The following is an 18,088-nucleotide window of genomic DNA, read 5'->3' as shown; positions in this document are numbered from 1 at the left end:
TCTGGTACGCCGATTGTGGGTCTTGTGCACGCTGTCCCGTCGAAACGCGTGCACAGGGCCCACACTGGGCGGCGGTTACGGCGTCAACGCCAGCCCGAGTGTGCGCCGCGCGGCGGCCTCGTCGCCGTCGATCCGGGCAACGGCAGGCAGGTCGAGGCGTTTCCACAGTCCCAGGTAGAGCGTCTGGGCATCTGCGGTCAGGGTGGTAACGGGCTCGCCGTCGCCGAGGGTCCAGGTGTCTGCCGTGTCGGCGGCCACGATCCGCAGGGGTTCGGACACCGGCTCGCTGCGCTCCATGCGCACCTGGCGGGGGTAGAACATCGACACGACCTCGTCGACGCCGTCGGCGGCGAACGCCGCGTCGAAGACGGGTGTGGTGCCGAAGGCGGATTCCAGGTCGACGCGATGGATGGCGTGCTCATGGGCCTGGCGGCGGATCCACCAGCCCGCGGTCCTGGGCGGCGGCCCGAAATTCCAGCACGGTTCGTCGGCGGCAACGGCGCGCAGCGCGGTGAGGAAGTCGGGGATGCCGTCGATGAAATCGGCGACGGGTGCGGGACCCGGCTCCGGGGTGGATTGCGGCTCCCGGCCACGCAGGATCGAGCGCACCCAGGACTCGACAACCCAGAGGTGGGCGAGCAGATCGGTGACGGTCCAACCCGGGCAGGTGGGTACCTGCCGCTCCAGATCCGGGCCGCCGGCCAGGGCAGTCGCCTGGATGATGATCACGTCGTCCTGCAGTTGCCGCAGCAGCGCATCGTTGTCCACTGGGGCAGATTACGGCCCGCCGATGCCCCGCAGCAGCACGGTCAGACCGAACTCGAAGGCCTCGTCGGCGCGGCCCGGCCGGTGGTCACCGGTGGCCAAGGCGGCAGCGAACTCGGGTGCGACGTCCGGACTTGAGCCCCATGGTGTTTCGGGTGCGGCCGCGTCCAGTGCGGAGCCGAGGACGAAATTGTCGATGAGGGTGATGATGTGCAGCGTCTCGTCGGGTCCGAAGCCCGCGCGGGTGAGCGTCAGGGCGAGCGCGTTGTACATCTCGACCGCGTGCGGGCTGCTCACCGGGTACGCCGTCATCAAGGGGATCAATCGGGGGTACCGGGCGTAGCTCCGTCGATACGACCGCATGATCGCGGCGACCACCTCGGCCCATGGGCCGTCGAGTTCGGGGAGCTCGACCTCGCTCATCGCGATCTCGCGCAGCAGTTCGACGATCTGTTCGCGGCCGGTGACGTGGTTGTACAGCGAGGACGGGCTGACCTTCAGCTTGCGGGCCAGGTCCGGAATGGTGAATCCGCCGGTCGCAGCGACCAGGTCCATCGCCGCCCGTGCGATGCGGTCGGTGGACAGGATCGGAACTGAAGGTCGGCCCATGCGAATTTCTCCGAACACTTGCGAAGTCGTGGCGTCCATCACACAATAAACGAAATCAATTCGTTTTAGGGGTATCGACATGCTCACCTTGACCGCAGCCGCGCCCGCTCCGCTGTCGCGCACCACCGCCTCCGATCGGGACCCGCTGCGCGTCGCGCTCGTGCAACACCGCTGGCGTGACGACGCTGCCGAACTGGCCCGGGTGCTGCGGGGCGGCATCGACCGAGCCGCGGGCGAGGGGGCCCGGGTGGTGTTCCTGCCCGAGATCACCCTGCTGCGCTACCCGGCCGACGTCCAGGCCGGCCCGAATCCCGGGGACGCTGCGGAGGAACTGACCGAAGGCCCGACCTTCGCCCTGGCCGCCGAGGCTGCCCGCGCCAACGGCATCTTCGTGCACGCCTCCCTCTATGAAAAGGCCCCTGCCGCAGACGGTCTGGGCTACAACACGGCAATCCTGGTATCTCCGTCCGGGGAGTTGGTCGGGCGTACCCGCAAGATGCACATCCCGATCTCGGCCGGCTACTACGAGGACACCTACTTTCGGGCCGGGCCGGCAGAGAATGCGTACCCCGTCTACGAGCCCGAGGGTCTCGGCGCGCGGCTGGGCATGCCGACCTGTTGGGACGAGTGGTTCCCCGAGGTGGCCCGCAGCTACTCGCTCGGTGGTGCCGAGATCGTCGTCTACCCGACGGCCATCGGATCCGAGCCGGTGTTCCCGGCCTTCGACACCCAGCCGTTGTGGCAGCAGGTGATCGTCGCCAACGGCATCAACAGCGGGCTGTTCATGGTGGTCCCCAACCGCACCGGGAACGAGGGCGCGCTGTCGTTCTACGGTTCGTCGTTCATCTCGGATCCCTATGGCCGGGTGCTGGTGTCGGCCCCGCGTGACGAGGAGGCCGTGCTGGTGGCCGATCTCGACCTGGACCAGCGTCGCGACTGGCTGGAGCTGTTCCCGTTCCTGTTGACCCGCCGGCCCGAGAGCTACGGCGCACTGACCGCGCCCGTCGACCCCGAGCGTCCGTACGGTGCGGGGCATGCGGCGACAGCGGTGGTCAAATGACGTACGTCATGCCCGCGGAGGCCGCGCCGCAGGACAGGGTGTGGATGGCCTTCCCGTCGGCGGGGTATTCGCTCGGTGACACCGAAAGTGAGCACCACGAGGCCAGGTCCACCTGGGCGGCGGTCGCGCACGCCATCGCCGAGTTCGAACCGGTCACCATGCTGGTCGATCCGGCCGAGCTGACTGCGGCCAAACGCTATGTCTCCCAATCGATCGAGATCGTCGAAGCACCGCTGAACGACGCGTGGATGCGCGATATCGGACCGACCTTCGTGCACGCCGAGGACGGCTCGGTGGCCGCGGTGAACTGGGTGTTCAACGGATGGGGCGCTCAGGACTGGGCGCGCTGGGATCGGGACGAGAAGATCGGCGCGACCGTGGCGGAGCTGGCCGGCGTCCCGATCGTCAACTCGGAGTTGGTCAACGAGGGCGGCGGTATCCAGGTCGACGGGCACGGCACCGTGTTGGTCACCGAGACCGTGCAACTCGACCCCGGACGTAACCCCGGGCTCGGCAAGGCTCAGGTCGAGGCGGAGTTGGCGCGCACCATCGGCGCGACCGATGTCGTGTGGTTGCCGCGTGGGCTCACCCGCGACTCGCAGCGCTTCGGTACCAGGGGACATGTCGACATCGTCGCCGCGATCACCGCACCGGGACGGTTGCTGCTGCACACACAGACCGCCGACGAACATCCGGACACCAAGGTGTGCAAAGAGATTCGAGATGCACTGGAGGATCGCTTCGACATCGTGGACATGCCCGCACCGGATACCCTCACCGACGCCGAAGGCTACGTCGACTACAGCTACATCAACCACCTGGTGGTCAACGGCGGGGTGATCGCCTGCAGCTTCGGCGATCCCCGCGATGCCGACGCCGCCGCCATCCTGGCCGAACAGTATCCCGGGCGCACCGTGGTCGGTGTGGATGCCCGGCCACTGTTCGAGCGGGGCGGCGGTATCCACTGCATCACCCAGCAGCAGCCCTCGCCGAATACCGAGCGCGCGTAGATGTCTGGGCGTACAGTGCCCCGGGTGGCGACACTGTTTGACAACGGAACAATCTGGACCGGGGCGCAGACCTCGGATGCACTGCTCATCGCCGACGGCGTCATCGTGGCGCTGGGGCAGCAGGCCCGCGAAGGGCAAGCGGACGAGACGGTGGACCTGGAGGGCGGATTCCTCATGCCCTCCTTCGGGGACGGGCATGCGCACCCCCTGTACGGCGGGCTGGAGGCTGCGGGCCCCCAGGTGCGTCAGTGTGGGTCGGTCGACGAAATCGTTGCGGAGGTAGCCAGATTCGCTGCCGAGAATCCGGACGAGGAATGGATCGTCGGTGCGTCCTATGACGGCAGCCTGGCGCCGGGTGGTCTGTTCGACGCACGCTGGCTCGATGCCGCTGTACTGGATCGGCCGGTCGTGCTGCGGGCGTGGGACTACCACACGTTCTGGGTGAACTCCATTGCGTTGCTGCGCGCCGGGATCACCGGGGATATGGACGATCCGGTGCTCGGGGAGATCCCGCACCGTGCGGACGGATCCGTGCTGGGCACCCTGCGGGAATGGGGTGCCACCGACCTGGTCAGCAATGTCATGCCGGCCCGGGACGAGGCCGTGCGCATCGCGGCGCTCGGTACCGCGGCCGACTACTTTCTGGCCCGTGGTGTCACCTGGGTGCAGGACGCCTGGGTGGAGCCGGCCGACGTCGACACCTATATCGCCGCCGCCGAGCAGGGCGCGCTGCGGATGCGGTTCAATCTGGCGTTCTATGCCGACCCGCGTCATTTCGATTCGCAGGTAACGCAATACGCGTCCGCGCGGGATCGGGTGCAGCAGGCGGGATCGCCGCTGCTGACCGCCAACACGGTGAAGTTCTTCGCCGACGGGGTGGTGGAGAACGAGACCGGGGCGCTTTTGGCGCCGTACTGTTCGGGCCTGCATAGTCACGGAATGCAGCTGTGGGAAGGCGATTCGCTGGCCGAGGCCGCCCGCCGGGTCGACGAACTGGGATTCCAGATCCATATCCACGCGATCGGCGATGCCGCGGTGCGCCAGGCGCTCGACGCCATCGAGTACGTGGTGGCGCACAACGGTCCCCGGGACCGGCGGCCCGTCATCGCGCACGCCCAGCTGATCGATGACGCGGATATCGACCGGTTCGCCGCGCTCGGTGTCATTCCCAACATGCAGCCGTTGTGGGCGCAGATGGATGCGCTGATGACGGTGCTGACCATCCCTCGACTGGGTGTCGAGCGTGCCGATAAGCAGTACCGGATGCACACGCTCGAAAACACCGGGGCGGCACTGGCCTTCGGCTCGGACTGGCCGGTGTCCTCCGGGGCGCCGCTGGACGGCATCGCGGTTGCGGTGTCGCGGCGCACCGCCGAGGGTGATCCCGAAGGCGGCTGGATTCCCGAGGAGATCGTGCCCATCGACCGGGCGCTGTCGTCCTATACCGCGGCCGTGGCGTATCAGGCCTTCGCCGAGAACGCCTGGGGCCGCCTCGTGCCGGGCGCCAGCGCCGATCTGGTCTGGCTGGACGGCGATCCGACCACCACTGCTGCGCTGGACCTGCCCGGGTTGCGGGTGCGCGGCACCTATCTGCAGGGCCGGCGCGCGTACGCAGCCGAACAGTGAAAGGCGCCAACATGTCTGAGACGATCGCGGAAACCGAAGGCAACCTGAAGCGAGTGCTCGGGCTCCCGTCGCTGGTCCTGTTCGGGCTGGTGTACATGGTGCCGCTGACGGTGTTCACCACCTACGGCATCGTCACCGAGACCACCGGTGGCCGGCTGTCGGTGGCCTACCTGGTCACGCTGGCGGCCATGGTGTTCACCGCGCGTTCGTACGCGCGCATGGCGATGGCGTATCCCGTGGCCGGATCGGCGTATACGTACACGCAGAAGTCGTTCGGCGCACCGATCGGTTTCCTCGCCGGCTGGTCGCTGCTGCTCGACTATCTGTTCCTGCCGATGCTCAACTACCTCGTCATCGGCATCTATCTCAACGCCGCCATCCCGGCCATCCCGGCATGGGCAATCGTCCTGGTCACCATCGCGATCGTGACCGTGCTCAACATCGTCGGCATCGTGTCGGTCGACCGGGCCAACTTCCTCATCATCGGTATCCAGGCGATCTTCATCGTGGTGTTCGTCGTCATGGCGTTCATCGCGATCTCGCACTCCGGAACGGTCGACGCGATGGCCCCCTTGCGCGGCGATGGGTCGGCCGGCGGCTTCGACCCGATCCTGGCCGGCGCGGCCATCCTGTGCCTGTCCTTCCTCGGCTTCGATGCGGTTTCAACGCTTTCCGAAGAAGCCAAGGACCCGAAGCGGACGGTCCCGCGGGCCATCATGATCGCCACCGTGGTGTCGGGCCTGATCTTCATCTTGCTGTCGTACATCTCGCAGCTGGTGTACCCGGCCAACCAATTCGCCGATGTCGACTCAGGCTCCCTGGAGGTCATGACGACCGCAGGTGGGCAGTTCCTGAACTCCTTCTTCACCGCCGCCTATGTTGCCGGTGCGCTGGGGTCGGCGATCACCTCGCAGGCGTCGGTGGCGCGAATTCTCTTCGCGATGGGCCGTGACGGCATCCTGCCGCGCAAGGTATTCGGCCACGTCTCGGTGCGCTTCAGCACACCCGTGTACGCGATCGGGTTCGTCTCCGTCATCTCGCTGGCGGCGGTGTTCGTGGACTTGGCGCTGCTGGCCTCGGTGGTCAGTTTCGGTGCGCTGGTGGCCTTCTCGGTGGTAAACCTGTCGGTGATCAAGCACTATTTCGTCGATCTGAAGCACCGGGCGGGTGCGCAACTGCTCGGCAGCCTGGTACTGCCTCTGATCGGTTTCGTGCTCACGCTGTGGCTTTGGACCAGCCTGTCCGGTACCGCATTGATCGTCGGATTGATCTGGCTGGCGATCGGGTTTGTCTGGTTGCTCGGCGTCACCCGCGGATTCTCCCGGCCGACGCCGACGCTGGATCTCGCCGAGTAAAGGCAGCGCGCCGAACAGCCGACCGCCGGCTACGGGACGTCAGTAGCCGGCGGTGGAGCTTGGCCGTGCGCGATCAGACCAGGGTGACGGTCACCGGGATGTTGCCGCGGGTGGCCTTCGAGTACGGGCAGGTCTGGTGCGCGCCGTCCACGATCTTCTGGGCGATCTCGCGATCCACACCGGGCACGCTGACGTTCAGCCGGGCCTGCAATGAGAATGCGCCGTCGGTGTTGAGCAGGTCTACCTCCGCGTCCACGGCGGTGTCGGCGGGCAGCTTCACCTTCTGGGCGGCCGCGGCCACACCCATTGCGCCGATGAAGCAGGCGGACCAGCCTGCGGCGAACAACTGCTCGGGGTTGGTACCGGTGCCGTTGGCCCCGGGCGGGGTGAGCTGGATGTCGAGGTTGCCGTCGGCGCTGTAGGACTCACCCTGGCGGCCACCGGTGGTGTGGGTCTGGGCGGTGTAGAGGACGGACATGTGGGGACTCCCTCGGCTTGTTGTGTTCGTTGCACAACCCAGAACGGGTGGTTCCGGCAGATCATTCCCATCCGATTAAATCGGATCCGATTATTTTTGGCTACGCTGGGGAGATGACACCGGATGTTCCGAAGCTCGCCGACTTCATGTGCTTCGCGGTCTACTCGGCCAACCTTGCCTACGGGCGGGCCTACAAGCCGATCCTGGACAAACTGGGTGTCACGTACACCCAGTACATCGCGATCGTCGCGCTCTGGGAGGAAGACCACCAGACGGTCGGGCAGCTGGGTGACAAGCTGTTCCTGGAGTCCAACACCCTCACGCCGATCCTGAAGAAACTCGAATCGGTGGGCTTGGTCACCCGTGCCCGCGATCCGCGCGACGAACGCCAGGTGCTCGTCAGCCTGACCGACGCGGGCCGCGCGCTGCGTGAGCAGGGCGCGGAGATGGATCTGGTCGCCGCGACCGGCCTGTCCCTGGACGAGCTGCGCATCTTGCAGCGCGGGGTGGCCACCCTGCGGGACAACCTGCGCCGACACGTAGAGGACACATCTGCCCGGTAGGCGTTGACTCTGCTGCATAATCTCGGCGTGGCCGACACCGAGATACTCATCGCCGGAGCTGGCCCCACCGGGCTGACCGTCGCCATCGAACTCGCTCGGCGCGGTGTCTCGGTTCGCATCGTGGACCCGCTGATCGAACCTCCTCAGTACGCGAAAGCAGTTGGGGTACAACCGCGGACGCTGGAGATCTTCGAGCGGATGGGGCTGCTGTCGCGGGTCCTCGACGCCGCGGTGCAACTGCGCGGGCAACTCGTCTACGTCAACGGTGCGCCTGCAGGACAGATCGAGCTGGCCTTGCCCGCCGACATCCCGTTCCAATTCATCGGGCTGCCCCAATACGCCACCGAGACCATCCTGCGCGACGAACTTGCGGCGCGGGGTGTGGCCATCGAGCGTGGCGTCCGCGTCGTAGGGTTCGACCAGGACGTCGACGGCGTCACCGTGACCTTGTCCGGTGACGCCGGCGAGCGGACGGTGCGTGCGCGGTATCTGGTGGGCGCCGACGGGGCGCACTCGGCGGTGCGCAAGGGCCTGGGGCTCAGCTTCGAGGGAGCGGCTTTCGAGGAGCAGTACATGCTCGGCGATGTCGAGGTGGATTGGTCGCTTCCCCACGGATACACGGTGCGGTCAATGCATCAGACCGACGGGGTGATCGATGACCTGCTGGTGTGCATTCCGCTGCCCGGCAGGGGACGATACCGGATCTCCATGCTGGTGCCGCCGGAGCTTCGCACCGACGCGTCCGGTGGTGTGCAGCACGGGTTCGAAGGTGGGAAGAAGCCCGAGCTGAGCCATCTTCAGGCCGTGCTGGACCGACTCGCCCCCGAGCCCACCACTGCACGGAACCTGCGCTGGTCCTCGGTGTTTAGGATCAGCCACCGCATCGTCGACGCGTATGGGCGGGGCCGGGTGTTCGTCGCGGGCGACGCCGCGCACATCCATCCGCCGACCGGCGCGCAGGGGATGAACACCGGCATTCAGGACGCGCACAACCTGGCATGGAAGCTCGCGCTGGCGGTATCGGGTGCCGGCGCGCCGGGTCTGTTGGAAAGCTATGACGCCGAACGCCGCCCGGTCGGTGAGGAAGTGGTCGGGCGCACCGTCCGCAGCGCGCGCGAAGGCCAAGGCACCGACTCCACCGACGTCGGCTTGTTCATGCGCCGAGAGGCTCAGTTGCTCATCGACTACGCGGGCAGCCCCATCGTGGCCGAGGGCGCGGGCGCGAGGGCGCCGGACGCCCGCGGATTGACCCGGCCGGCAGTGACCGACCCGTTCCGGCTATTCACCCTTCTGGACGGGGCGCAGCACACCGTTCTGCTGCACGCTGCGGCGGCGACCACCGTGGCCGATCTCGAGTCGGTGGCCGCGGCGGCGCGGGTTGCGGCGCACGGCCTCGTCGACGTCTACGTCCTCGCGGACCTGGACGCCGCGGTCGACGCCACCGATCTGCCGCTGATTCGGGATGCCGCAGGAGATTTCGCGCGTGTCTACCCGTCCCCGGCCGTGGCGGTGCGTCCCGACGGCTACCTGGGTTACGCGGGTCCGGCCGACACCGACGCGATCACCGCTTATCTCAAGGGGACGTTCGCCTAGCTATCGCGGCGCTTTCCACCTGAGGGTCGTCGTTCGCCGAACATCGCGACCCACGCGTAGAAACGACTTCGAGCCGGCTACGGTACCAGCCGGATCTTCAGGTGTTCGCCCGAGCGTGACATGGCCGCCGCATATCCGGCGGCCGCCGCGTCCAACGGCATTGTGGTGGTGAAGATTCCGCCGACATCCAGCCGACCGTCCTGCAGCAGCGGGATCAGTTCGGGCCAGGTCTGCTGCACCGGGGCGGTGGTCAGCCGGATGGTCAGGCTGCGGATCAGGCAGGCCAGTGCGGGGAGTGGGTAGGGCTGCAGGTCGTGCACGCCCACAATCGACACCGTCCCACCGGTACGTACGGTGTCGAGCGCATCGTTGATGGAGGCGTCGGTGCCGACGGCGTCGATCACCGAGTCAGCGCCGAGACCGTCGGTGAACTCCCGCACCTGCTGTCCTGACGGCGGCGACACCGCGACGGCCCCCCGCACCGTCGCGCGGGCGCGACGGGCCGCCACCGGGTCGACGGCGAAAACCGTGGCAGCGCCCAAAGCGAAGGCACTCTGTAACGCGCACATGCCGACCGCGCCGAGCCCGATCACCGCGACCGTCCCGCCGATCGGGATGTCGGCACGTTTGGCGGCGGCCCAGCCGGTGGCCAGGTTGTCGGTGAGAAGCAGTGCCTGGTCGGTGTCGATACCGTCCGGCAGGGCCAGCAGCTGAAAGTCCGCCGCGGGCACGGCGAGCAGATCGGCCTGCGCACCACCGAGCGCTCCCGAGCCGAAGATCCGCGGTCCGCTGACACAGCGGATCGGATCGTGTGTCGCGCAGCCGGGACAGCGTCCGCAGCCGGCGACCGAGGACACCAGGACTCGGTCGCCCACAGCGAATCCGGCTACCTCCGAGCCGATTTCGACGACGGTGCCGACCGCCTCATGTCCGAGGGCGACGGGGTCGACGATGGGGTAGTGGCCTTCCAGGAAGTGCAGGTCCGATCCGCAGATGCCGGTGGCGCTCACCTCGACGATGGCGCCATCGGGGCCGGGTAACACCGGGTCGGGCCGCTCGGCGACGCTGATCTGTCCCGCATTGTCGACGACGACCGCGCGCATACTCATGCCTCCTGATAGTCGGAGAAGATGGGTTCATCGATGGCGGAACGATATTCGGACAGTCGCCACGGGCTGACGGTGTGGATCTCGCCGTCGGCGTTCTTGAAATACGAATGCTTGACCGACGGGTGCGCCCACACCGTCTTGCGGATCGCGTCCTGGGACCGGGCATGCCACGCGGCGGTGGGTTCGGGTAGGGGCTCCATGGATCGCAGTCCCGCCGTGATGAGGTGCTCGAGGCACTTGTTGATGTAGCGCATCTGCAACTCCGAGTTCATGATGAGGCTGCCGCCGTGCGCGAGGTGCGTGCCGGGTCCGTAGGTCATGAAGAAGTTGGGAAAGCCGGGCACCGTGATTCCGCGGTAGGCGAACGGTCTGCTGCCCCATTGGGCGTGTAGGTCGGTCCCGTCGCGGCCGGTGACCGTCATCGGGAACAGGACATCGGTGGCTCGAAAGCCGGTGGCGTACACGAGGATATCGGCGTGGTGCTCGACGCCGTCGGTGGTGACGATCCCGGTCGGCGTGATGCGCTCGATCGGAGTGCGGATCAGATCGACATTGTCGCGCTTGAGGGTGGACAGCCAGCTGCCGTTGTCCTGCAGGGTGCGCTTGCCGGTGGCCGGATAGTCGGGTAGCACCTTGGCGAGCAGTTCGGGATCGTCACCGACCTGGGTGGTGATCCAGTCGGTGAACATGATGCGAGCCAGGGCGTTGATCTCGCTGACGGCGTTCTGCTGGTCTGGGTAGTCGGGGTCGACCCGGGCGGCGTCGAGACCCTTGTCCGCGCCGGGCCACAGCAGCAGGAACCGGTACCACCGGCCGTAGAACGGCAGGTGCTGCATGGCCCAGCGGGCGCCCTCGGGTACCCGGTCGTGATACATCGGGTTGGGGAACATCCACTGGGCGGTCCGCTGGAACACCGTCAGATGCGCCACCTTGTCCGCGATGGCCGGGGCGATCTGAAATCCGCTGGCGCCGGCGCCGATCAGTGCGACGCGCTTACCGGTGACATCGATGGTGTGATCCCACTTCGCCGAGTTGAATGCGGGTCCGGCGAACGTCTGCGCCCCGGGAAATTCGGGGATCTGTGGCCGGTTGAGCTGGCCGACGGCGGTGATCACGGCGTTGGCGGTGAGCGTCTGCGTGCCGTCGGCAGTACGCACCGTGACATGCCAGCGCTCGTCTTGCCAGGTGGCGGAGAGGACCTCGGTGTTCCACCGGATGTGCGGTTCCAGGCCGTGCCGGTCCACCACCTCGCGGAAGTACTGGCGCAGCTCGGGTTGTTCGGCGAAGAAGTGGTCCCAGTGATTGCTCGGTTCGAAGCTGAAACAGTAGAAGTGGTTGGCGACATCGACACGCGCGCCGGGATAGCTGTTCTCCCACCAGGTTCCGCCGGGGCCGGTGTTCTTCTCCACGATGGTGAAGGGAATGCCGGCTTGGGTGAGCCGCACGCCCGCCAGTACACCGGACTCTCCGCAGCCGATGACGATGACACTGAAGTCGTCGGTGTCCTGGAGTGCCGTCGGGCGCCTGGGGTCGGCACCCTCCAGATCCAGCTCTTCGAGCATCAGCGCCATATTGTCCTGGTCGACGGGTTCGCAGGCGGCCCAGTCGAGCATCTCTTTGACCAGTTCGGAGGGTAGCGGGTCGGGTACCGGGCAGCCGCGGTCGCGGTAGTCGGCGATGACCGGCAGCGCGGCGGCGCGGGCGCGAGCCTTGTCCTCTTCGCTCATGAAGCCCTGTACCTCGTTGAGGAACAGTCCGGCCTGCTTGAAGTCCCTGATGTAGGACGGGTCGCCCGTGATGTGCACCAACGACAGCAGCAGGGTGGGGATGCTGACGTCCTCGAGGGCCTTGGTGATGTCGACGTCCGGCGTATCGAACGGCTGTCCCACGTGGAAGCTACGCGTCACGCGGGGTTACGCTACTCGCCGTAGCGTTATGGGACAAGGGTTGCCGGCCTCCAGTCCATCGTGCTTCGTTACCCGGATGGCAGGGCGTGGGAGGGGAATCGGCTAGCGGTGGATGCCGGTGGTACGGAACCGGCTTCGATATGTGCTGGGTGAGACCCCGAGAGCGCGCCGAAACGCGCGCCGCATGGTGTCCGCAGACCCGAAGCCGGCCCGGCGCGCGACGGCTTCCTGACCGTGATCTCCCGTCGCCAGTAGCACTTTCGCCGCCTCGAGTCGCGCCTGTTCGACGAACCGGGCCGGGGTCAATCCGACCTGATCGTGAAACATGCGTACCAGGTGTCGTTCGCTGACCGCAGCACGTTCAGCCATCGCCGCGATCGAATGATCGGCGCCCGGATCGGCAACCACCGAGTCGAGGATCTCGCGAAGTCCACTCTCGACCGGCAGCGCAGCCTCGGTCCAGACGCTGAACTGGGCTTGACCGCCGGGGCGCTGCAAGAACACCACCATCCAACGCGCCACCCGCCGGGCCACGTCGGGACCGTAATCGCTTTCCACCATGGCCAGGCCGAGGTCGATGCCCGCGCTGATTCCCGCTCCTGTGATGTACGGCCCGTCCTGGACGAACAGCGAGTCCGGCACCACTTCGATCTCGGGATACGTACGTGCCAGCTCCTGGCAGTGCGCCCAATGCGTGGTCGCCCGGCGGCCGTCCAGTAGACCGAGGGAGGCCAGCACGAATGCGCCGGTGCACACCGAGGCGACCCGCCGGGCCCGCGGCGCCAGTTCACCCACCATCTGCAATGCCGCCGCAACGACGTCCGGCGTCTGCTCTTCGGGGATATCGTGCTCGCCGGGCGTGAATGAGAAGTCGGGCGGCACCCCGCCAGGGACGATCAGTGTGTCGATCCGGTCGGGCACCTCGGCCAGCGACATATCGACATTCAATGAGACGAACGACGTCGTGTCGACGGCCTCGCCTGTGGGCGAGGCCAAGATCACCCGGTAGTGCGCTCCGAAATCATTTGCCCGGGCGAATATTTCGAGTGGCGCGGCGACATCCTGCAGCGTCACCTTGTCGTACAAAGCGAACACGACGATCTTGGGCGCCTTGGATCCCCGCGCTTTCGCGGGTTGGCGCCCTGCGGCAGAGAGCCGCGCTGAGCTGCGCGTGTCCGACACCCGGTGATGTCCTTTCCTGGCCCCGGCCGAGGTGACAGTCAACGTAGCGGCAGACGGGTACGACGGCAATGGGGGCGGAGCCGAGAACAGTGCCAAGTCCGGAATTGCGCGATTCGTGTCCGGACCTGACGGGCGGAGCAATCCACGTGTAACACCGCTGAAACCCACTGGCATGAAGCTGATTTCAGCGTAGCTCGCTCCGAAGCCGAAGCGAGACATCCCCTCAGATTCTCGAAGGTGAGCCATGGATTCTCGGACAGCCTTGACGCTGAGTATCGGCGTGCTTGGCGGCGTGGCAGTCGCATTCACTGCTGAAGTCATCACAGTGCCCATCTGGGTGGTGTTCCTGGCCTGGGCATCGTTTTTCTTTGTCGGAGGCGGCGTGGCCGGCTGGGTCCGTTCGGTTTCCTCGAATCTCGTCGGTGTGGTGATCGCTTCTGCCAGCCTGTATGCCGCCCATCTGATGGGCGGCGGCCTGCTGGTCACTGCCGTCGCCGTGGGCGTCGGCAGTGCAGTGATGGTGCAGGCATCCTGGGTGCCGCTGCTGGCCACCACCCCGGCCGTCGTCGTTGGATTCGCCTCCACGGTGTCGACGGTCGCCGGGCGGGGCAATGACATCACCGTGACCACCATCTCGCACCTCGGCCTGGTCGCCGCCGTGGCCTGTCTCCTCGGCGCATCTTTCGGTTTTCTCTCCGAATACCTCGCGACGGTCATGACCAAGAAGTCCGCTGCGACCCCGTCCACAGAAGGAAGCCCTGCCTGATGAAACTGCAGCACTATCTCGGCGGCCTCGAGGGGTTGCCCGAGCCGCTCACCTTGGAGAAGCGAGTCTTCGTCGAGGACTGGGAGAAACGGATCTTCGGCATCCATGTCGCGATGATGGGATTGTCCAACCATCTCGGATCGGCGTTGCCGGAGTACCCGATCGATGAGGTACCCACCGCGTTCAAAGACGAGTGGACGTGGGCCGACCTGCGCACTGGCGCAGAGGCGATGAACCCGTTCGACTACTTCAAGTTTCGCTACTACGAGAAGTGGTTGGGCGGCATCACCCAGTTCTTCATCGACAAGGGCTATGTCACCGAAGAGGAACTCGCCGATCGGATTGCCGAACTGACCCCGCCAGCAGGCGAGGACCTGCCGGCCATCGACGATCAGGTGATCGCCTATCTCCGCCTCGGCGACAGCCCACGCCGCGACGTCGCGCACCCGAAGTTCGCGGTCGGCTCGCAGGTGCGTATCACCAACGTCCCTGCCGACGCGCACAGCCGGCTGCCGGGATACCTGCGTGATCGGGTCGGCGTAGTGGAACGGGTCTTCGAGGGCGACTACGGCTACTTCACCCATACCGGCGACGGGATCGGTAACCCGATGCCGATCTACATCGTCGAATTCGACCCGGCCGAAATCTGGGGTCCGCGCGCCGAGGGCGGCCCGCTGAAGCTCTACGCCGAGCTGTTCGAAGCCTATTTGGCACCAATCGAGGAGGAAGCATGACCGGCCAGTTCGCCTACCCGCCCGACCGCGAGGAGATCAGCGCCAAACAGGTGACCGCCTTGGAGGCGCTGCTCATCGAAAAGGGCGTCATCACACCGCAAACCGTCGACAAGGTGCTCGCCTACTTCGAGACGGAGATGACCCCACTCAACGGCAAGAAGATCGTCGTCAAGGCGTGGACCGATCCGGAATTCGCCGCCAAGATCGTCGTCGACACCCCGGCGGCCGTCGCCGAACTGAACCTGCCCGAGGGTATGGCCGGTGCCGAGGGTGAGCACCTGCAGGCCGTCGCTAACACGCCCGGGGTGCACAACCTGGTGATCTGCACGCTGTGTTCATGCTTCCCGTGGCCGGTGCTCGGGTTGCCGCCGTACTGGTACAAGGATCCGACATTCCGGTCGCGGGCCGCGCGGGAGCCGCGCAAGGTGCTCGCCGAGGTCGGAGTCGATCTGCCGGCCGACACCGAAATCAAGGTATGGGACTCCAGCGGCCACTCGCGATGGTTCGTCATACCCGAAAGGCCGGAAGGCACCGAGGATTTCACCGATGAGATGCTGATGGATCTGGTGACCACCGAGTCGATGATCGGCGTGGCGTTGGCGGGTCCCGCGTGATGAAGCTGCACGAGACCTGCACCACCGATCAGGCTGCCCCGCAGTTCGACCACGAATGGCAGCGCCGGGCATTCGGGTTGGCCCTCGCGCTCTCGGAGTTCCGGCACTACCCGTGGAGTGAGTTTCAGCAGACCCTGATCGCGACGATCGGGGAGTGGGAAGCCACCCCGGAACCCGAACGGGGGCAGTGGGAGTACTACGACCACTGGGTCGCGACGCTCGCGAAGCTCGTCGACCGCCACGAGCTGCTGACCGCCCCGCTGCTCACCGACGCCAATGATCACGCCATCGCCCACGACCACGATCACGATCACTAGAACTGCGAGGACTTCTGAGATGAACGATGCCAACCCCGCCCTCGGTGCGCCACTCGCCGACCTGCGTGCAGCAGCTACAAGCCTCGCCGTACCGGTCCAGCTGGCCGTCCTGACCCTGCTCGCGCTCATCGCCTACTACTTCGTCGGCTACGACCAAGGTGCAGTGTCCGTGTTCGGTTCGGACACCCACGTTCACGAGTTCGTGCACGACGCGCGACACCTGCTGGGGTTCCCGTGCCACTGAACGTCGAATTACCGCCCATGCTGCGCTATCTCGTGCCCGGTGTGGTCGGCGGCATCGTCAGCTTCGCGTTCAGCCGCGTGATGATCGAGCCGTTGATCAGTTCGGCCGTGGACTACGAAGGGGAACGCGAGCACGCGCAGGCCCAGCTCGCCGGCAGCGATCACGAGCACGGTCACGAGCTCTTCACCCGGTCGGTGCAGGAAAACTTCGGCGCCGCAGTCGGAATCATCGCGATGGCCGTCGCGATGGGTGTGCTGTTCGCGGTGGTCCACACCGTGCTCCGCACTGTGCTCGCCCGGCGCGGCTTCGCCCCCGATCCCACTGGCCTGGCCCTGGTGCTCTCGGCGGGAATGTTCACGGCGATCGCGTTGGTGCCGGGCCTGAGATACCCTGCGAATCCGCCGACCGTCGGGCTGGAAGAAACCATCGGTGCGCGAAGTTCGGCGTTCCTGACGATCACCGTGATCTCGGTGGTGGGTGCCGGCCTTGCGGTGGCGGCCGGGTTGGCATGGTCGCGTCGGTGGGGAAGTTGGCCGGCGGCCGCCGTGGCGGTGGGCGGTTACGGCGTCCTCATGCTGGTTGCGTCTGTGTGGTTACCGAGCTTCCACGAGGTTCCAGGACCGATCAGCGGTCCCGACGGCATTGTTGTCGACGGCTTTCCAGCCCAGGTGCTCGGCGACTTCCGGGTGTATTCACTGCTGAACCAGGCGTTGATGTGGCTGACGATCGGTGCGACCTGGGCATGCCTGTCGGCGCTGTCATCGTCGATGCGACGCAGGAACGGACTGTCGTCCCTGGCGACGGTCGGTGGACCGCCCGCAGGTGCTCGACCGCAACGATGACGGTATGAACGGGTCTGATGGCAACAGGCCTGCCGGCTCAGCCGCCGAGCACCGTGGCGTAGTTGGCGACCGCCAATCCACCCATGTTGTGCACGAGTCCGAGTTTCGGGGCCGGCAGCTGCATGTCCCCGGCGCGACCGGACAGCTGCAGTGCGGCGATCACATGCTGGGACACCCCGGTGGCGCCCACCGGGTGGCCTTTGGCTTTGAGCCCGCCGGACACATTGACCGGGAGCCGTCCGTCGCGAAAAACCCACCCCTCGTCGATCGCGCGGCGGCCCTGCCCGCGCGGAGTCAGCTCGAGCATCTCGTAGCAGATCAACTCGGCGATGGTGAAACAGTCGTGGACCTCGGCAAAAGACAGCTGGTCGACGGAAGCGCCCGCCCGCATGAGTGCCTCGTTTACCGCCTTGCGCCCGGCGGCGAATTCGAGCACATCGCGCTGGTTCTTTTCCAGTCGGTCATTGGCATGCCCGAATCCCAGGATGGTGGCCATCGGGTGGTCGGGGTCCTTACGGAGAACGAGAGCCGCCGCACCGTCGCTGACCAGTGAACAATCCGTCCGTCGCAGTGGTTCGGCGACCACCGGATTACGTTCTGACACCGTCGAACAGAACTCGACGCCCAGGTCTTTGCGCAGTTGCGCCCACGGATTTGCGCAACCGTTGAGGTGATTCTTGGCCGCGATGCGCCCGAGGGTGTCGCCGAGCCAGTCCTGCGCGTGGTAGCGATCCCGGTATTGCCGTGCCACCTCGGCGAAGACGCCGGCGAATCCCTCCGGCGACTGGGTGCCGGCCAGCTCGGCGTCGGCCCCGAGCAGGGCGCTCGCCACCTGTGCACCGCCGGCATGAGTCATCTTCTCCACGCCGACCACCAGCACGGTATCGGCGAGTCCGGACAGAATCGCCCGAATCCCTTGGTGTACAGCCGCTGAACCCGATGCACATGCATTTTCCACCCGGGTCATCGGGATTCCCCACAGCGCGGGCTCGGCGCCGATCGGCAGTGACGAGGGGAAGGCGAATGGCGTCAGGCCGCTGTTGAACTGGGAAACGAACACCTCGTCGACTTCGGCGGGTTCGATCCCGGCGTCCTTGATCGCACCGACCGTGACGGAGCCGACCAGGCTCGCCACCGTTTCGTTCTCGAGTCGGCCGAACGGGCTGTGGGCAACGCCGATCACGCCGATCCGGGGTGCGGGAATCATGGTCACTGGCTCTCCTCGTCTGTGCGGCGGGGCAGGATCAATCGGCCCCTGTCGCCCGACGTTAATAGGAAAGAGAGTTGTTGCGCTGTCCCATCTTTGGACAGTTT

19 protein-coding genes are annotated in these 18,088 nt (G+C 66.5%); 12 read left to right on the top strand and 7 right to left on the bottom strand.

All coding sequences use genetic code 11. From position 1 onward, the window contains the following. Positions 1 to 75: 75 nt before the first annotated feature. Both H7J86_RS12365 and H7J86_RS12360 read right to left on the bottom strand, forming a co-directional pair. On the bottom strand, positions 76 to 768 hold the full coding sequence (locus tag H7J86_RS12365; protein WP_267291275.1) for a maleylpyruvate isomerase family mycothiol-dependent enzyme: 693 nt from the start codon (positions 766 to 768) through the stop codon (positions 76 to 78). 9 nt (positions 769 to 777) lie between these two features. Next, positions 778 to 1,374, bottom strand: a complete 597-nt coding sequence (locus H7J86_RS12360) for a TetR/AcrR family transcriptional regulator C-terminal domain-containing protein (RefSeq protein ID WP_267291272.1) — start codon at positions 1,372 to 1,374, stop codon at positions 778 to 780. 79 nt (positions 1,375 to 1,453) lie between these two features. On the opposite strand from H7J86_RS12360, the gene H7J86_RS12355 reads away from it, so the two are divergent. From H7J86_RS12355 to H7J86_RS12340, 4 genes are read left to right on the top strand one after another with little or no spacing between them, the layout of a single operon-like run. Further along, a complete protein-coding gene (locus H7J86_RS12355) occupies positions 1,454 to 2,434 on the top strand; it encodes a nitrilase-related carbon-nitrogen hydrolase (protein ID WP_267291270.1) in 981 nt (326 codons plus the stop codon). Further along, the gene (locus H7J86_RS12350; RefSeq protein ID WP_267291268.1) at positions 2,431 to 3,444 is read left to right on the top strand and encodes an agmatine deiminase family protein; all 1,014 of its coding nucleotides are present in this window, start codon (positions 2,431 to 2,433) and stop codon (positions 3,442 to 3,444) included. The genes H7J86_RS12355 and H7J86_RS12350 overlap by 4 nt, the downstream gene beginning before the upstream one ends. Continuing rightward, entirely contained in the window at positions 3,445 to 5,070 is a 1,626-nt protein-coding gene (locus H7J86_RS12345) for an amidohydrolase (RefSeq protein ID WP_267291265.1), read from the top strand. Between the two features lie 11 nt (positions 5,071 to 5,081). Next, positions 5,082 to 6,425: an APC family permease gene (locus H7J86_RS12340; RefSeq protein ID WP_267291262.1), complete on the top strand. Its 1,344-nt coding sequence runs from the start codon at positions 5,082 to 5,084 to the stop codon at positions 6,423 to 6,425. Positions 6,426 to 6,498: 73 nt separating this feature from the next. On the opposite strand, the gene H7J86_RS12335 is transcribed toward H7J86_RS12340, so the two are convergent. Continuing rightward, a complete protein-coding gene (locus tag H7J86_RS12335; RefSeq protein WP_090362801.1) occupies positions 6,499 to 6,903 on the bottom strand; it encodes an organic hydroperoxide resistance protein in 405 nt (134 codons plus the stop codon). A 113-nt stretch (positions 6,904 to 7,016) separates the two neighbouring features. Here H7J86_RS12335 and H7J86_RS12330 point away from each other — a divergent pair, with 113 nt between their 5' ends. Then, positions 7,017 to 7,466, top strand: a complete 450-nt coding sequence (locus tag H7J86_RS12330) for a MarR family winged helix-turn-helix transcriptional regulator (RefSeq protein ID WP_267291260.1) — start codon at positions 7,017 to 7,019, stop codon at positions 7,464 to 7,466. A gap of 27 nt (positions 7,467 to 7,493) precedes the next feature. Beyond that, positions 7,494 to 9,059, top strand: a complete 1,566-nt coding sequence (locus tag H7J86_RS12325) for an FAD-dependent monooxygenase (RefSeq protein WP_267291257.1) — start codon at positions 7,494 to 7,496, stop codon at positions 9,057 to 9,059. Between the two features lie 77 nt (positions 9,060 to 9,136). Here the strand turns inward: H7J86_RS12325 and H7J86_RS12320 are convergent, their stop codons facing one another. The 3 genes from H7J86_RS12320 to H7J86_RS12310 all read right to left on the bottom strand — a co-directional run bounded on the left by H7J86_RS12320 (position 9,137) and on the right by H7J86_RS12310 (position 13,176). Further along, the gene (locus H7J86_RS12320) at positions 9,137 to 10,162 is read right to left on the bottom strand and encodes an alcohol dehydrogenase catalytic domain-containing protein (RefSeq protein ID WP_267292899.1); all 1,026 of its coding nucleotides are present in this window, start codon (positions 10,160 to 10,162) and stop codon (positions 9,137 to 9,139) included. A gap of 2 nt (positions 10,163 to 10,164) precedes the next feature. Continuing rightward, a complete protein-coding gene (locus H7J86_RS12315) occupies positions 10,165 to 12,075 on the bottom strand; it encodes a flavin-containing monooxygenase (RefSeq protein WP_267291255.1) in 1,911 nt (636 codons plus the stop codon). A 102-nt stretch (positions 12,076 to 12,177) separates the two neighbouring features. Further along, positions 12,178 to 13,176, bottom strand: a complete 999-nt coding sequence (locus H7J86_RS12310; protein ID WP_267292897.1) for a GlxA family transcriptional regulator — start codon at positions 13,174 to 13,176, stop codon at positions 12,178 to 12,180. A gap of 325 nt (positions 13,177 to 13,501) precedes the next feature. Here H7J86_RS12310 and H7J86_RS12305 point away from each other — a divergent pair, with 325 nt between their 5' ends. From H7J86_RS12305 to H7J86_RS12280, 6 genes are read left to right on the top strand one after another with little or no spacing between them, the layout of a single operon-like run. After that, the gene (locus H7J86_RS12305; RefSeq protein ID WP_267291253.1) at positions 13,502 to 14,023 is read left to right on the top strand and encodes a DUF1097 domain-containing protein; all 522 of its coding nucleotides are present in this window, start codon (positions 13,502 to 13,504) and stop codon (positions 14,021 to 14,023) included. Continuing rightward, positions 14,023 to 14,757 carry a nitrile hydratase subunit beta gene (gene nthB, locus H7J86_RS12300; protein WP_267291251.1) on the top strand — a complete coding sequence of 245 codons (735 nt, stop codon included), beginning with the start codon at positions 14,023 to 14,025 and terminating at the stop codon, positions 14,755 to 14,757. Before H7J86_RS12305 ends, nthB begins: the two co-directional genes overlap by 1 nt. Next, complete coding sequence (gene nthA / locus H7J86_RS12295; RefSeq protein WP_267291249.1) at positions 14,754 to 15,371, top strand: nitrile hydratase subunit alpha; 618 nt, start codon at positions 14,754 to 14,756, stop codon at positions 15,369 to 15,371. Before nthB ends, nthA begins: the two co-directional genes overlap by 4 nt. Continuing rightward, positions 15,371 to 15,688, top strand: a complete 318-nt coding sequence (locus H7J86_RS12290; protein WP_267291247.1) for a nitrile hydratase accessory protein — start codon at positions 15,371 to 15,373, stop codon at positions 15,686 to 15,688. The genes nthA and H7J86_RS12290 overlap by 1 nt, the downstream gene beginning before the upstream one ends. Before the next feature lie 19 nt (positions 15,689 to 15,707). Then, the gene (locus H7J86_RS12285) at positions 15,708 to 15,932 is read left to right on the top strand and encodes a CbtB domain-containing protein (protein ID WP_267291245.1); all 225 of its coding nucleotides are present in this window, start codon (positions 15,708 to 15,710) and stop codon (positions 15,930 to 15,932) included. 17 nt (positions 15,933 to 15,949) lie between these two features. Next, complete coding sequence (locus tag H7J86_RS12280) at positions 15,950 to 16,774, top strand: CbtA family protein (RefSeq protein ID WP_267291243.1); 825 nt, start codon at positions 15,950 to 15,952, stop codon at positions 16,772 to 16,774. 37 nt (positions 16,775 to 16,811) lie between these two features. Here H7J86_RS12280 and H7J86_RS12275 read toward each other — a convergent pair whose 3' ends face one another. Then, complete coding sequence (locus tag H7J86_RS12275; RefSeq protein WP_267292895.1) at positions 16,812 to 17,981, bottom strand: thiolase domain-containing protein; 1,170 nt, start codon at positions 17,979 to 17,981, stop codon at positions 16,812 to 16,814. Positions 17,982 to 18,088 lie beyond the last annotated feature (107 nt).

The sequence above is a fragment of the Mycobacterium hackensackense genome (genome assembly GCF_025822555.1).
Lineage (GTDB): Bacteria > Actinomycetota > Actinomycetes > Mycobacteriales > Mycobacteriaceae > Mycobacterium > Mycobacterium fluoranthenivorans.
The sequence above is the reverse complement of the archived record's forward strand: the minus strand, read 5'-3'. Positions and strand labels throughout refer to the sequence as shown.